We start from the raw sequence: 12,917 nt of genomic DNA, 5'->3' as shown, positions 1-12,917 counted from the left end.
CCCTCAGGCTCTCTTGACTATGCTGTATCGCTCGACGGATCGCCGCTGTCGTCGTGGCGCGACCATGAAGAACCTGGACCATAGTGCCTCCTTCCATTTATTGGAAAATATCGCACCATTAAAGTCCGGGATCAAACACATAGCCCGTCGCCCCGTTTCCCAGGACCGATTCATCAGTTCATATTTTATCGTCGGATCGTCATGACGGCGGCAGGGAATCGATCCCTGCCGCCGTCTTTCATTAACGCGCCAGTTTCGCCGCGATTTCCGCGACGTGCTTGCCCTGCGCGCGGGCGAGGGTGAGTTCATTGGCGCTCGGCATCCGCGAGCCGTCACCCTTCGAGAGCGTGGTCGCGCCATAGGGCGTGCCGCCGGTAATTTCGTCCATGTTGGTCAGGCCGGGATTGGAATAAGGCAGGCCGACGATGACCATGCCCTGATGGAGCAGCGTGGTGTGGAACGAGGTGATGGTGGTTTCCTGCCCGCCATGCTGGGTCGCGGTACTAGCGAATACCGACCCCACCTTGCCGATCAGCGAGCCCTTGGTCCAGAGCGCGCCGGTCTGGTCGAGGAAGTTGCGCATCTGGCCGCACATATTGCCGAACCGGGTCGGCGTGCCGAAAATGATCGCGTCGTACTCCGCCAGCTCCTCCGGCTTGGCGATTGGCGCCGCCTGGTCGGTCTTGGCGTGGATCGCCTTGATGGTCTCTTCCGGCATGGTCTCCGGCACCCGCTTGATCGTGACCTCACTGCCGGCCACGCCTTTCGCACCCTCCGCGATGGCGCCAGCCATCGTTTCTATGTGTCCCCACGTGCTATAGTAAAGAACCAGGATTTTCGCCATTTTTCCGCTCCTTGCGATTGATCGATGCGCGTCATATAGGATGGGATTTATTCGATATCAAACGATATTTCAATGCGCGGGATTTCGCGCCTCGATCGCAACCGCCGTTTCCCTGGCAAGACGTTCGGTGGCTACGCCAAGACCCTGCCTCGCAGCCTTGGGATGTTTGAGGATGCCCTGAAATGTAAAGAAATGATATTTGCCGGTTGGAACGGAGACGGAAATCGGGATCGAACGGAGCTTGCTTCCGGGCGGCCCGCTGACCAGCGCCACATCAGCGCTCGCCGTGGGTTTGAAATAATCCGCGATCCCCGGCGCGTTATAGCCGATCTCGACATGGCTCAGCCTGACGATCCATTCGGCCGCTTGCACCGGCCGAGATCGAGGCGCCACGATAAGGGCACGCGGCGGATCGGCGGGTTGAGTTTCAGCGATTTCGCCGGTTCCAGCCGGATGCGGGGCAGGAGAAAGAATGAGCTTCTGGCCTGAAGGATCGACGATCGAGACGATCTGCCGGTTAGCCCGCAGCAAGGACTGAACATCAAGGACATAGCTTACGTAAAAATCGTCACCCTCGCTGCCGATCATGGCGGTCAATCGATCCGGGCGCGAACCCGCTTGGTTTTCCTTGTCGATGGCGTTGGCCGCGGTCAGTGCGCCGACCACCATATCCATGAGCGGCGTCTGCTGTCCGATCGGTGTCGGTGACCCGATCGTGACGGTGTACAGCCTCGGCTTGGCAACCGGCAACTCCAGTTGGACGGTCGACGCCGGCGTGACGCCAAGATGCTGAGCAGCGCATGCCGAGAGCAGACCAAGCGGAATGAGGGCCAGGTAACGATTCATGAACGGTTTCCATATGTGTTGTTCATGAACGGGGATTTAGATGAAGAAGCGCCTTGGTGCGAATGTCGCAAGTTTCTTGGCTCAGCCTTCCGCCATCCAATCCTCGATCAGCCTGCGGGCGATGGAGTCCCTGGGCGGCAGGTTGAAGCCGGCGGATTTGCGGTTCTCGATATCGGCGCGGCTGAACCAGCGCGCCGCGCGCATTTCCTCCACATCCAGCACGATATCCTCGGTCGTCGCCTCGGCGCGGAAGCCGAGCATCAGCGACGCCGGAAACGGCCAGGGCTGGCTGCCGAGATAGCGTACCGCGCCGATCCGCACGCCGACCTCCTCGGCCACCTCGCGGCGCACCGCGTCCTCCAGGCTCTCGCCCGGTTCGACGAAGCCGGCGAGGGTCGAGAAGAAATTGCGTTCCACCGGAAATTTATGGGACTGGCCGAGCAGAACCCGCTCCCCGCGCTCGATCAGCATGATCACTGCTGGGTCGGTGCGCGGGAAATGTTCGGCGCCGCATTGCGTGCAGCGCATGGCGTGGCCGGCGCGCTCGGCGATGCAGGCGCCGCCGCAAATCCCGCAGAACCGCGCGCGGGTTTGCCAGTAGAGCAGGCCGCGCGCGGTCGCGAGCAGCCCGGCTTCGTCCTCCGGCAAGGTCGCGGTAAGGCCGCGCAGTTCCAGAAAATCGCCATGGGCGCCGATCAGTGCATTCAGCGGCGAATCTTCGTCCGAAAGATCGACGGCGAATACCGGCGAGCCGTGCAGCAGGCCGAGGAAACTCGCGGGGAGCGAGGCATCGCGCGGTCGGACATCCAACACCGCGTGGGGCGACGGTTCCGTCTCGATCAGCAGCTTGCCGTGCCAATGGACGACGAATCGTGCCCCCGACGTGGCGCGGGCGCCGCCGATCCACGTCGCATCGGTCCGATGATGGGCCGCGCGGTCGAGCGCCGAGGAACTGTAGAGCAGCGTATTGGGAAGGATGGTATCGGGCATGGCGCGAAACTGGCACCGGGGAAAGCGCTCGGCAACCTTGCCAAACCCGGTCAAAGATCGGATATGAGAGGCGGGAGGCCGGCCGCGGACGCGCACCTCGCCAACCCGGTCAGGGCCGGAAGGCAGCAGCCGCAACGAGTTTCCGCACGGGTCGCGGACCCGGTCTCCCACCCACTCCCTTAGCCGCATCGGAGTCGCATGGCCGGTCTGTTCGACGATGACGATGCGAATGGCCGTCAGCCGGCGGACGTGCCGCCGCCGAGCGGCCCCTCGCTGTTCAACGACGAACTCCCGATGCCGGAGCCTGAGCCGGTCCATGCGCAAGCCTACCGGGTTCTCGCCCGTAAATATCGCCCCACCAATTTCGACGATCTGATCGGCCAGGACGGGCTGGTCCGCACCCTGCGCAATGCTTTCGCCATGGGCCGCATCGCCCATGCCTTCATGCTCACCGGCGTGCGCGGGGTCGGCAAGACCACCACGGCGCGCATCCTCGCTCGCGCGCTGAACTGCACCGGGCCGGACGGGCAGGGCGGGCCGACACCCGACCCGTGCGGCGTGTGCGACAATTGCGTCGCCATCCTCGCCGATCGCCACCCGGACGTGATCGAGATGGACGCGGCATCGAATACCGGCGTCGACGACGTGCGCGAAATCATCGAAGCGACGCGATTCCGCCCGATGATCGCGCGGACCAAGGTGTTCATCATCGACGAGGTTCACATGCTGTCGCGCAACGCATTCAACGCGTTGCTGAAAACGCTGGAAGAACCGCCGCCGCACGTGAAATTCGTGTTCGCCACCACCGAGATCCGCAAGGTGCCGGTCACCGTTCTGTCGCGCTGCCAGCGCTTCGACCTCAAGCGCGTGCCGGTCGACGTGCTGACCGCCCATTTCGGCCGGGTCGCCGCGCGGGAATCGATCGCGATCGAGCCCGAAGCGCTGGATGCCATCGCCCGCGCCGCCGACGGCTCGGTGCGCGACGGATTGTCGCTGCTCGATCAGGCAATCGCGCGCGGCGCTGACGACGGCGCGGTCATTACCGGCGCGCTGGTTGCCGAGATGCTCGGCCTGGCCGATCGCGGCTTCGTGTTCGACCTGATCGAAGCGGTCGCCGGCGGCCTTGTTGCCGAAGCGCTCGGTGTGATGGACCGCGCGCATCAGCGCGGCGCCGATCCGGTCATGCTGATGCAGGATCTGCTCGGTCTCGCGCATACGCTGTCGCGGCTGAAATCGATCCCCTCGCTCGCCCATGGCGGCAGCCTGCCGGAGCTGGAACGCACGCGCGGCGCGGCATTGGCCGAGCAGCTTTCGATCCCCTGGCTCGGCCGGCTCTGGCAGATGCTTCTCAAGGGCATTGGCGAGGTCGAACAGGCGACCGACCGGCGCGCCGCTGCCGAGATGATCCTGGTCCGCCTGTGCTTCGTCGCCGATCTGCCGCCGCCGGGCGAGTTGGTGCGCCGGCTTTCCGGCGAAACCGCCGCAACCAAAACGCCGCCCTCGATATCGCGATCAAACCCAGGCCCCGGCGCGCGCGCCGTGGTCAACGGTCCGCCGATCGCCGATGCCGCGCCCGGTGCGTCCCCGAGTCTCGCGCGATTCGAGGACGTCGTCGCCCTCGCCGGCGCGAAACGCGATGCCTGGCTCTCCGCCCATCTGCGCCACGATGCGCGGCTGGTGCGGTTCGCGCCGCCGGTGATCGAACTCAACCTGTCGCCCGCCGCGCCGCGCGACCTTGCTTCGCGGCTGGCCGCACTTCTCGAGGCCGAAACCGGCCGGCGCTGGACCATCGCCCTCTCGCGCGAGGCGGGTGCGCCCAGCCTCGCCGAAGCCGAAGCCTCGGCACTCGACGCCGCCCGCGCCGATGCGCTCGCCCACCCGCTGGTGCAGGCGATTTTCGCCGCGTTTCCGGGCGCGAAGGTCGAGAGCGTGCATCGCGAGAAACCTGAAGCCGAACCCGACTCCGCATCCGTCCCGCTTGCCGAGCCGCCGCCAATATCCGATGAGGATTTCGACAGCGACTACCCCGCCGACATGGAGATTGATCGATGAAAAACCTCGCCGGATTGATGAAGCAGGCCCAGCAGATGCAGCAGACCATGCAGGAGATGCAGGCGCGGCTGGAAGCGATCGAAATCCAGGGCGAATCCGGCGCCGGACTGGTCCGCCTGACCCTGTCTGGCAAGGGCGAACTCAAATCTGCCGCGATCGATCCGAAACTGCTCGACCCCAACGACGCCGAAATGCTCCAGGACCTTATCGTTGCGGCCCACCGCGACGCCAAATCCAAACTCGAATCCGTCACCGCCGCCGAAATGCAGAAAGCCACCGGCGGCATGAGCCTGCCGCCGGGGCTCAAGCTGCCGTTCTGACATCCTTGCTCCGTCCATGACCGGCCCTGAGATCGAGACCTTGATCGGGCTGATGGCGCGATTGCCCGGTCTGGGGCCGCGTTCCGCGAGGCGAATCGCGTTGCGGCTGTTGAGCGAACGCGAGCAGCGGCTGTTGCCGCTGATCGGCGCGCTGAGCGTGGCGGCGGAGCGGGTGCGGGTGTGTTCGGTGTGCGGCGGCCTGGACAGCCGCGACCCTTGCGCGATCTGCGGCGATCCGGGCCGCGAACCGATGATTTGCGTGGTCGAGAGCGTCGCCGATCAATGGGCGCTGGAGCGGGCGTCGATCTATCGCGGGCGCTATCATGTGCTGGGCGGCCTACTGTCGGCGATCGGCGGGCGCGGGCCCGAGCAACTGGGGGTGCCGAAACTGATGGCCCGGCTCGACGGATCGGTGCGCGAGGTGATCCTGGCGTTGCCGGCGACGGTGGATGGCCAATCGACCGCGCATTATCTGACCGAGCGGATCAAATCCTTCGCGATTCCGGTGACGCGGCTGGCGCAGGGCGTGCCGGTGGGCGGCAGCATCGAAATTCTCGACGAGGGCACGCTGGCCCTGGCGATGTCGGCAAGGCGCGCGGTGCCGGGGTGACGCTGGTTCGGAGTGGCCGCGATCTTCGGGTCGATTTCTTTCGCGGCATCGCCCTGTTCTGCATTTTTCTCGACCACATTCCGCACGATGCGCTGGCGCGCTTCACCGTGCGCAACCTCGCCCTGAACGACGCGACCGAGATTTTCATCCTGCTCGCCGGCTATGCCGCCGCTCTGGTCTATGGGCGCAAGCTAGACCGGGTCGGGCCGATCTCGGCCGGGGCTGATATGTGGAAGCGCACCTGGACGCTCTATATCGCGCATATCTTCCTGTTCGCGATCTTCGTCGCGGAAGTGGCGGTGTGTGCCGCGCTCTTCGGCCATCCCGAGTATATCGCCCAGATCGGCCTCGTTCATCTGGCGAAGGCGCCGCTGGCAGCGATGGCGGAGGCGGTGCCGATGCTCTACCAGCCCGCCTTTCTCAACGTGCTGCCGCTTTATGTGGTGATCATGGGCGGCGTCGCGCCGTTCCTGATTCTGCTCCGCCGGCCCCGGATTCTGCTGGCGGCGAGTTTTGCGCTCTATGCCGGCGCGCGGATATTTGGCTGGAACCTGCCGACCTGGAGCGGCCATGGCTGGTTTTTCAATCCGTTTACCTGGCAGTTCCTGTTCGTGCTGGGAATGCTGTTCGCGCGTTTCGGGCGACCGAACCTGCCTGGAGTGTCCACCGATATCGTCGCGGTGCTGCTGCTGGCGGTGGGCTTCGCGATCCTGCTCACCACCTGGATCGAGCCGTCGCTCGCCCGGCATGTGCCGCCGGCGATCCGCCCGCTGATCCGCGATATCGACAAGACCGGCCTGCATCCGTATCGGCTGGCCTCGATTCTGGCGCTCGCCTGGCTTGCCGCGCGCTACGTGCCGCCGGGGGCGGCGTTTCTTTCCGGGCGCGTCGGATCGGTCTTCGTGCTGATCGGCCAGCACGGGCTGAACACCTATTGCGCCAGCATTCTGCTCTCCTTCGCCGGACGGGTCGCACTGGAGCGCGACCCCGGCTGGGTCTCGCAGATCATCGTCAATCTCGCGGGGCTTGCCGCCCTGTTCGCGGTCGCCGCGATCGGCGCGTGGTACAAGGTGAAAGATGCGAAACCGGCTGGTTAGGGTACACACCCTTAGTCTTTTGCTCCCGTTTCTGCTCCTGCCAGCGGCGGTATGGGCGGCGCCGCCCGCCTGTCCGCCGGCGCCGGTGCAGCAACTTGCACTCCCGCATCTGAAAGCCGCGCTGATGGCGGGCGAGCCGGTGGTGATCGCCGCTCTCGGCTCGTCCTCGACCTGGGGCGCGATGGCGCATGACATCGCCGATTCCTATCCCGCCGAATTGCAGGACGATCTTGCGACCGCGCTACCGGGGGCCGAGATCAGCGTGATCAATCGCGGCATCAGCGGCGAGGATGCGCGGCGCGAGGATGCGCGGATGGCGCGCGACGTGCTAGCCCTGCGCCCGACCGTGGTGATCTGGCAGGTTGGCGCCAATGCCGCCGCACGGCGCGAACCGGTCGGGCAATTCAGCCTGCTGGTGCGGCGCGGGCTGCGCCGGCTCCGCCATGCCCGCGCGGATATCGTGCTGATGGACAATCAGCGCTCGCACCACCTGCTCGCCTCGCCCGAGAATGCCCGGATCAATGCGGCATTGGCCCGGCTCGCGCGGCGCCATCATGCCAGCCTGTTCTCGCGCGACGCGCTGATGCGGGCGTGGCAAGCTTCCGGCGCCCGGCTCGACGATTTCCTGGCATCCGATGGTTTGCACATGAACGATCGCGGCTACGCCTGTACCGCCGCCGCCCTGGCACGGTCGATCACCGATGCGGTGCGGTAGGGACGTCATACGGAAAGATTGAGCAGCGACCCGCGTGGCGAAGGCCCGGAGCCGACGGGTGACGGGGGTGCCGGCGGCAGCCCGGAGGAGGTGGGCCGCGGGCCGATGGTGGGCGCCATGCGCAAGGGCGGTGTGCCGAGAGCGGTCGGTCCGATCGGCGAGGCGAACGCGGAGAGGGTAACGGCTGAAATCATGATGATGAGGATAATCGTCATTTCTTAAAAATGGGTTAACGGAACCCGTAACGCCATCGATCTTAAGGTGCATTTTCCGGCAAATGCTTGCGTCATGAACGCTAGGTGCCATAAGGCGGGACATGCGAATCCTCTATCATCTCCCGTTATCGCCCTATGCGCGCAAGGTCCGGCTGGTTCTGGCGGAAAAGCGCCTGCCCTTCGAATTGCGCGTCGAAAAGACCTGGGAGCGCCGGCCGGACTATCTGGCGATGAACCCGGCCGGCACCGTGCCGACCCTGACCGAGGATAACGGCCTCGTCATCCCGCATTCCAATACGATCTGCGAATATCTCGACGAAGCCTATCCCGATATCTGCCTGGTCGGCCGCACGCTGGGCGAGCGGGTGGAGATCCGCAGCGTCGCCGCCTGGTTCGACGAGCGGTTCGCCCAGGAGGTCTCGCGCAATTTGCTCTACGAGAAGGTGATGAAGCAGGCGTCCAGGCGCGGCGCGCCCGACGCGGCGCGGCTGCGGGAAGGCTACGCGGCCTTGCGCACCCATCTTGCCTATATCGGCTGGCTTGCCGAAACCCGGAAATGGCTGGCCGGCGCCAATCTGTCGCTCGCCGATTTCGCCGCCGCCGCGCATCTCTCGGCGCTCGATTTCATCGGCGATATCGACTGGTCGATCGCTCCGGCGGCGAAGGAGTGGTACGCGCGGATGAAATCTCGCCCGTCCTTCCGCGCTCTGCTGGCCGACCGGGTCTCCGGCATTGCGCCGCCGCCGCACTACGCCGATCTCGATTTCTGATCGGACATGGCGCGCATATTATTGACCGGTGGGGCGGGGTTCATCGGGTCGCATACGGCGGTGGTGCTGCTGGAGCGCGGCTACGATGTTGTTCTGCTGGATAATTTCTCGAACGCGGCGCGCGACGTGCCGGAGCGGCTACGGCGGATCACCGGCATGACGGTGCCGTTGATCGAGGCGGATATTCGCGACGAGACGGCGATGGCGGCGGCCCTGGCGGCGTTTCCGGTCGATGCCGTGATCCATTTCGCGGCAAAGAAGGCGGTGGGCGAGAGCGAGGCGGACCCGCTATTGTACTATGATGCGAACATCGTCGGCACGGTGCGGCTGTTATCGGCGATGCGGCGCGCGAGCGTCGGACGGATCGTGTTTTCGTCCTCGGCGACGGTATATGGCGAGCCGGATCGCTGCCCGATCGCCGAGGATGCCGCGCTGCGGGCGGCCAATGTGTATGGTCGCACCAAGCTGGTGATGGAGGGAATGATCACCGATCTGGTGCGCACCGGGGTGATGGATGCGGCGGCGGTGCTGCGCTATTTCAATCCGGTGGGGGCGCATCCGTCGGGGCTGATCGGCGAGGAGCCGCGCAGCGAGCCGGCGAATCTGATGCCGTATCTGTGTCAGGTGGCGGAGCGGAAACGGCCGCATCTCAACGTGTTCGGCGCCGATTACAAAACGCGCGATGGGTCCGGGGTGCGCGATTTCATCCATGTCATGGACCTGGCCGAGGCGCACGAGGCGGCGTTGCGGCGGGTGCTGGCGCGGGACGGCGATTTCGCCGTCAATCTCGGCACCGGGGTGGGATATTCGGTGCTGGAAATGGTCGCGGCGTTCGAGGCGACGACCGGCGTAAAAGTTCCTTACAAGATCGCGCCGCGACGGGCCGGCGATATCGCGGAATGCTACGCCGATCCGTCTCTGGCCGCCGATTTGCTGGGCTGGCGTGCCGGGCGCGGCGTCGAGGACATGTGCCGGGACGCGTGGCGCTGGCAGAGCCGCGCCGCGCTGACCAACGGTGAATAAGCATCTCGTTTATCTGATCGGCGAGGACTGGTTTTTTGCCTCGCATTTTCTGGCGCGGGCACGGGCTGCGCGTGATGCGGGATGGCGCATTTCGGTGCTGACGCGAGCGGGCGAGACGGCGGCTGCGCTACGGGAAGATGGGTTTTCGGTGATCGGAGTGGATTTCGTCCGCGCCCGGCTGAACCCGGCGGCGGAATTTTTGCTCCTCGCGAACATCGTGACCCAGTACCGAAATCTGCGGCCCGATCTGGTGCATCACGTTGCGCTCAAGCCGATTCTGCTGGGCAGCATCGCTGCGCGGATCGCAAAAGTGCCGGCGATCGTCAACGCGCCGGTGGGGCAAGGGTTCGTGTTCGCCTCGGACACGCCGAAGGCGCGCCTGTTGCGGCCGTTGGTGCGGATGGCGCTGCGCGCCACGATCGGCGCGCGCGGCGCCTATGCGGTGTTCGAGAATGACGAGGACCGGGCGGCGATGGTCGCCTCTGGCGCGGTGCGGCGCGAAAACGCGGTGCTGATTCCCGGTGCCGGGGTCGATCTCGCCCGATTCCGCCCCCATGAACCGCCATCGGAGCCGGTGCGGGTGGTGCTCGGTGCGCGGATGCTGCGCGACAAGGGGGTCATCGAGTTCATCGAAGCCGCCCAAATCCTGAACAATCGGGGTCTGGACGCCGACTTCATCCTCGCGGGCGCGCCCGATCCGGGGAACCCGGCGTCGCTGACCGGAGAAGAAATACGGGCGGCGCGGGGCGTTCGCTGGATCGGCAAATGCGACGACATGGCCGGTTTGCTGGCCTCGTCGCATATCGCCTGTCTGCCGTCCTACCGGGAAGGTCTGCCGAAATTTCTGCTCGAAGCGATGGCGTCGGGCCTGCCCTGTGTGGCGACCGATGTAACCGGCTGCCGGGATGCGGTGATCGACGGCGAGACCGGATTGCTGGTGCCGCCGCGCGATGCGCGGGCTTTGGCGGAGGCTCTGGCCCGGTTGATCGGCGATGCCTCGCTGCGCGCGCGCCTGGGTGCGGCCGGCCGGGCGCGGGCGCAGCGGAAGTTTGCCGATTCGGTTGTTTGCGACCGGACGCTTGCGGTCTATGAACGCGCGATCGGACAGGGAGTTTCATGATGCGGCGGTTTCTGGCTGGATGCGTGATGGCGGCGGCGTTGATCGGCGCGGCATCTATGATGTTTGGCGCGACGATAGGCGTCGCGCGGGCTGAGACGCGGGTGGGCGCGGTTTCGACCAATTTTCGGCTGTTCGGCGCCAACGACAAGGTCGTCGTCGAACGGCTGGACGATCCGAAAATCCCGAACGTCGCCTGCTATGCGAGTTTCGCGAAAACCGGCGGGGTGAAGGGCAGCCTCGGGGTCGCGACCGATCCCTCGCGCTTCGGCCTCTCCTGCGTCGCGACCGGGAAGGTGACGATTCCGGCCGGGTTGCCGCGCAAGAAGCAGATCGCGGCGATTTCGGCTTCGTTTCTGGTCAAGCATTTCAACCTGTACCGGCTGGTCGATCCCGACCACAAGGCGCTGGTTTATCTCCTGATCAGCACGAAAATCATCCATGGCTCGCCGGCCAATGCAGTCTCGGCGGTGCCGGTGAGCGGTTAGGAAGGTCAGTGTGATGAGCGACGTGGTGGCGATCGAACGGGCGCTGATTTCGGTATCCGACAAGACCGGGCTGGTCGAGCTCGGCCGGGCGCTGGCGGGCAAGGGGGTGGAGATCCTGTCCACCGGCGGCTCGGCACGGACCCTGCGGAATGCGGGGGTTCCGGTGGTCGAGGTGGCGGACTACACCGGCGTTCCCGAAATGCTGGACGGGCGGGTGAAGACCCTGGTGCCGAAAATCCATGGCGGGATTCTGGGCCGGCGCGATCTGCCGGAACATGTCGCGCAGATGGCACAGCACGGTATCGCGCCGATCGGCCTGGTGGTGGTCAACCTCTATCCGTTCGAGCAGACCGTCGCGAAAGGCGCCGAGTTCGCCGAATGCGTCGAGAATATCGATATCGGCGGGCCGGCGCTGATCCGCGCCGCCGCGAAGAACCACGATTTCGTCGCGGTGCTGACCGATCCCGCGCAATATCCCGATCTGATCGCAGCCCTCGATGCGGGAGGAACCACGCTGGCGCAGCGGCGCCATTTCGCGGCGACCGCCTATACCCGCACCGCGAGCTACGACGCGGCGATCGCCACCTGGTTCACCGCCCGAAATGGCGATGCCGACCCCGATCTGCGGATGAGCGAGACGGTGCCGCCGCAGACCGGCGAGGTGTTTCCCGCGCGCCTCGCGATCGCCGGGCTGAAGCGCCAGGCGCTGCGCTATGGCGAGAACCCGCATCAGGTTGCCGCCTTCTACGCGACCGGCGAGCGGCACGGCGTCGCCACCGCGCGGCAGGTGCAGGGCAAGGAACTGTCCTACAACAACATCAACGACACCGATGCCGCCTATGAATGCGTCGCCGAGTTCGACCGGCCGGCGGTGGTGATCGTCAAGCACGCCAATCCGTGCGGCGTGTCGCTGGGGGCGGATCTCGCGAGTGCCTGGGACCGGGCGCTGGCCTGCGACACGGTGAGCGCGTTTGGTGGGATCATCGCGGTGAATCGCAGGCTGGATGCGGTGTCGGCTGCGAAAATGGCGGAGATTTTTTCCGAGGTGATCATCGCGCCGGATGCCGAGCCCGAGGCGATCGCGCTGCTCGCGAAAAAGAAGAACCTGCGGTTGCTGATCGCGGGCGGGCTGCCCGACCCGGCGGCGCCGGGGCTCGCGTTCCGCAGCGTCGCCGGCGGGTATCTGGCGCAATCGCGCGACGCCGGGCGGGTGACGCGCGAGGCGCTGACGGTGGTGACCCAGCGCGCGCCGAGCAACGCCGAGTTCGAGGACATGATTTTCGCGTTCCGGGTCGCCAAGCACGTGAAATCCAACGCGATCGTCTACGCCCGCGCGGGGACGACGACGGGGATCGGCGCCGGGCAGATGAGCCGGGTGGACAGTTCGCGGATCGCGGCGCTGAAGGGCGGCGATGCGATCGCGGGCTCGGTCGTCGCGTCCGACGCGTTCTTCCCGTTCGCCGACGGGCTGGAAGCGGCGATCGCGGCCGGGGCGACTTCGGTGATCCAGCCTGGCGGGTCGATCCGCGACGCCGAGGTGATCGCGGCGGCGGACCGGGCGGGGATTGCCATGGTGTTCACCGGAATGCGGCATTTCCGGCATTGAGGTCGATGCCACGGATGTCTAAAACTGCGCCGGATTGAAAAACCCTGGATTGAACAGGCGATTTGGAGGAAAGATGGACGCGCTACTAGTCTTACTGTGTCACAAAATTCTTGCAGCGATTCGTTGACGCGTGTGAGTGGGTAGAGATTCTGACTCGTGGAGGCGGGTGGTGGGTCTCGAATCGAACACGCAAGGCAGCGAATCACGTCTGGCCGCCTATGTCG

Annotated in this window: 14 protein-coding genes and 1 other RNA gene; 12 read left to right on the top strand and 3 right to left on the bottom strand. The window is 65.7% G+C overall.

What is annotated here, in order from left to right:
- A partial coding sequence (locus AiwAL_RS18735; protein ID WP_262313329.1) for a hypothetical protein occupies positions 1–205 on the top strand: 205 nt, incomplete at its 5' end.
- Positions 206–241: 36 nt separating this feature from the next.
- Here the strand turns inward: AiwAL_RS18735 and wrbA are convergent.
- From wrbA to nudC, 3 genes are all read right to left on the bottom strand, one after another.
- Positions 242–844, bottom strand: coding sequence for an NAD(P)H:quinone oxidoreductase (gene wrbA, locus AiwAL_RS18730; RefSeq protein WP_235703315.1), 603 nt, complete (start codon positions 842–844; stop codon positions 242–244).
- A gap of 69 nt (positions 845–913) precedes the next feature.
- Positions 914–1,690, bottom strand: coding sequence for a hypothetical protein (locus AiwAL_RS18725; protein ID WP_235703316.1), 777 nt, complete (start codon positions 1,688–1,690; stop codon positions 914–916).
- 81 nt (positions 1,691–1,771) lie between these two features.
- Positions 1,772–2,680, bottom strand: coding sequence for an NAD(+) diphosphatase (gene nudC, locus AiwAL_RS18720; RefSeq protein WP_235703317.1), 909 nt, complete (start codon positions 2,678–2,680; stop codon positions 1,772–1,774).
- 73 nt (positions 2,681–2,753) lie between these two features.
- Here nudC and ffs point away from each other — a divergent pair.
- The 11 genes from ffs (at position 2,754) to purH (ending at position 12,693) form a co-directional block, all read left to right on the top strand.
- Positions 2,754–2,851: signal recognition particle sRNA small type (ffs, locus tag AiwAL_RS18715), an RNA gene on the top strand.
- 27 nt (positions 2,852–2,878) lie between these two features.
- Complete coding sequence (locus AiwAL_RS18710; protein ID WP_235703318.1) at positions 2,879–4,732, top strand: DNA polymerase III subunit gamma/tau; 1,854 nt, start codon at positions 2,879–2,881, stop codon at positions 4,730–4,732.
- Complete coding sequence (locus AiwAL_RS18705) at positions 4,729–5,052, top strand: YbaB/EbfC family nucleoid-associated protein (protein ID WP_235703319.1); 324 nt, start codon at positions 4,729–4,731, stop codon at positions 5,050–5,052. The genes AiwAL_RS18710 and AiwAL_RS18705 overlap by 4 nt, the downstream gene beginning before the upstream one ends.
- 16 nt (positions 5,053–5,068) lie before the next feature.
- Entirely contained in the window at positions 5,069–5,662 is a 594-nt protein-coding gene (recR, locus tag AiwAL_RS18700) for a recombination mediator RecR (RefSeq protein ID WP_235703320.1), read from the top strand.
- Positions 5,659–6,759: an OpgC family protein gene (locus AiwAL_RS18695; protein ID WP_235703321.1), complete on the top strand. Its 1,101-nt coding sequence runs from the start codon at positions 5,659–5,661 to the stop codon at positions 6,757–6,759. Before recR ends, AiwAL_RS18695 begins: the two co-directional genes overlap by 4 nt.
- Positions 6,760–6,778: 19 nt before the next feature.
- The gene (locus tag AiwAL_RS18690) at positions 6,779–7,474 is read left to right on the top strand and encodes an SGNH/GDSL hydrolase family protein (RefSeq protein ID WP_235703322.1); all 696 of its coding nucleotides are present in this window, start codon (positions 6,779–6,781) and stop codon (positions 7,472–7,474) included.
- Positions 7,475–7,790: 316 nt separating this feature from the next.
- Positions 7,791–8,459, top strand: coding sequence for a glutathione S-transferase family protein (locus AiwAL_RS18685; RefSeq protein WP_235703324.1), 669 nt, complete (start codon positions 7,791–7,793; stop codon positions 8,457–8,459).
- Positions 8,460–8,465: 6 nt separating this feature from the next.
- Entirely contained in the window at positions 8,466–9,482 is a 1,017-nt protein-coding gene (gene galE / locus AiwAL_RS18680) for a UDP-glucose 4-epimerase GalE (protein WP_235703325.1), read from the top strand.
- The gene (locus AiwAL_RS18675; protein ID WP_235703326.1) at positions 9,475–10,602 is read left to right on the top strand and encodes a glycosyltransferase family 4 protein; all 1,128 of its coding nucleotides are present in this window, start codon (positions 9,475–9,477) and stop codon (positions 10,600–10,602) included. The genes galE and AiwAL_RS18675 overlap by 8 nt, the downstream gene beginning before the upstream one ends.
- Positions 10,599–11,087, top strand: coding sequence for a CreA family protein (locus AiwAL_RS18670; RefSeq protein WP_262313326.1), 489 nt, complete (start codon positions 10,599–10,601; stop codon positions 11,085–11,087). Before AiwAL_RS18675 ends, AiwAL_RS18670 begins: the two co-directional genes overlap by 4 nt.
- 13 nt (positions 11,088–11,100) lie before the next feature.
- Positions 11,101–12,693 carry a bifunctional phosphoribosylaminoimidazolecarboxamide formyltransferase/IMP cyclohydrolase gene (gene purH / locus AiwAL_RS18665; RefSeq protein WP_235703328.1) on the top strand — a complete coding sequence of 531 codons (1,593 nt, stop codon included), beginning with the start codon at positions 11,101–11,103 and terminating at the stop codon, positions 12,691–12,693.
- The last annotated feature ends 224 nt before the right edge of the window (positions 12,694–12,917 follow it).

This window comes from Acidiphilium sp. AL (assembly GCF_025499445.1).
GTDB classification, from domain to species: Bacteria; Pseudomonadota; Alphaproteobacteria; order Acetobacterales; family Acetobacteraceae; genus Acidiphilium; species Acidiphilium iwatense.
This window is presented reverse-complemented; position numbering and strand designations above follow the sequence as displayed.

Bases quoted from the DNA above. Each gene is read 5' to 3' on its own strand.
- AiwAL_RS18670 (WP_262313326.1), top strand. From the start codon at position 10,599: ATGATGCGGCGGTTTCTGGCTGGATGCGTGATGGCGGCGGCGTTGATC.
- purH (WP_235703328.1), top strand. From the start codon at position 11,101: ATGAGCGACGTGGTGGCGATCGAACGGGCGCTGATTTCGGTATCCGAC.
- nudC (WP_235703317.1), bottom strand. From the start codon at position 2,680: ATGCCCGATACCATCCTTCCCAATACGCTGCTCTACAGTTCCTCGGCG.
- AiwAL_RS18725 (WP_235703316.1), bottom strand. From the start codon at position 1,690: ATGAATCGTTACCTGGCCCTCATTCCGCTTGGTCTGCTCTCGGCATGC.
- AiwAL_RS18705 (WP_235703319.1), top strand. From the start codon at position 4,729: ATGAAAAACCTCGCCGGATTGATGAAGCAGGCCCAGCAGATGCAGCAG.
- galE (WP_235703325.1), top strand. From the start codon at position 8,466: ATGGCGCGCATATTATTGACCGGTGGGGCGGGGTTCATCGGGTCGCAT.
- recR (WP_235703320.1), top strand. From the start codon at position 5,069: ATGACCGGCCCTGAGATCGAGACCTTGATCGGGCTGATGGCGCGATTG.
- AiwAL_RS18710 (WP_235703318.1), top strand. From the start codon at position 2,879: ATGGCCGGTCTGTTCGACGATGACGATGCGAATGGCCGTCAGCCGGCG.
- wrbA (WP_235703315.1), bottom strand. From the start codon at position 844: ATGGCGAAAATCCTGGTTCTTTACTATAGCACGTGGGGACACATAGAA.
- AiwAL_RS18685 (WP_235703324.1), top strand. From the start codon at position 7,791: ATGCGAATCCTCTATCATCTCCCGTTATCGCCCTATGCGCGCAAGGTC.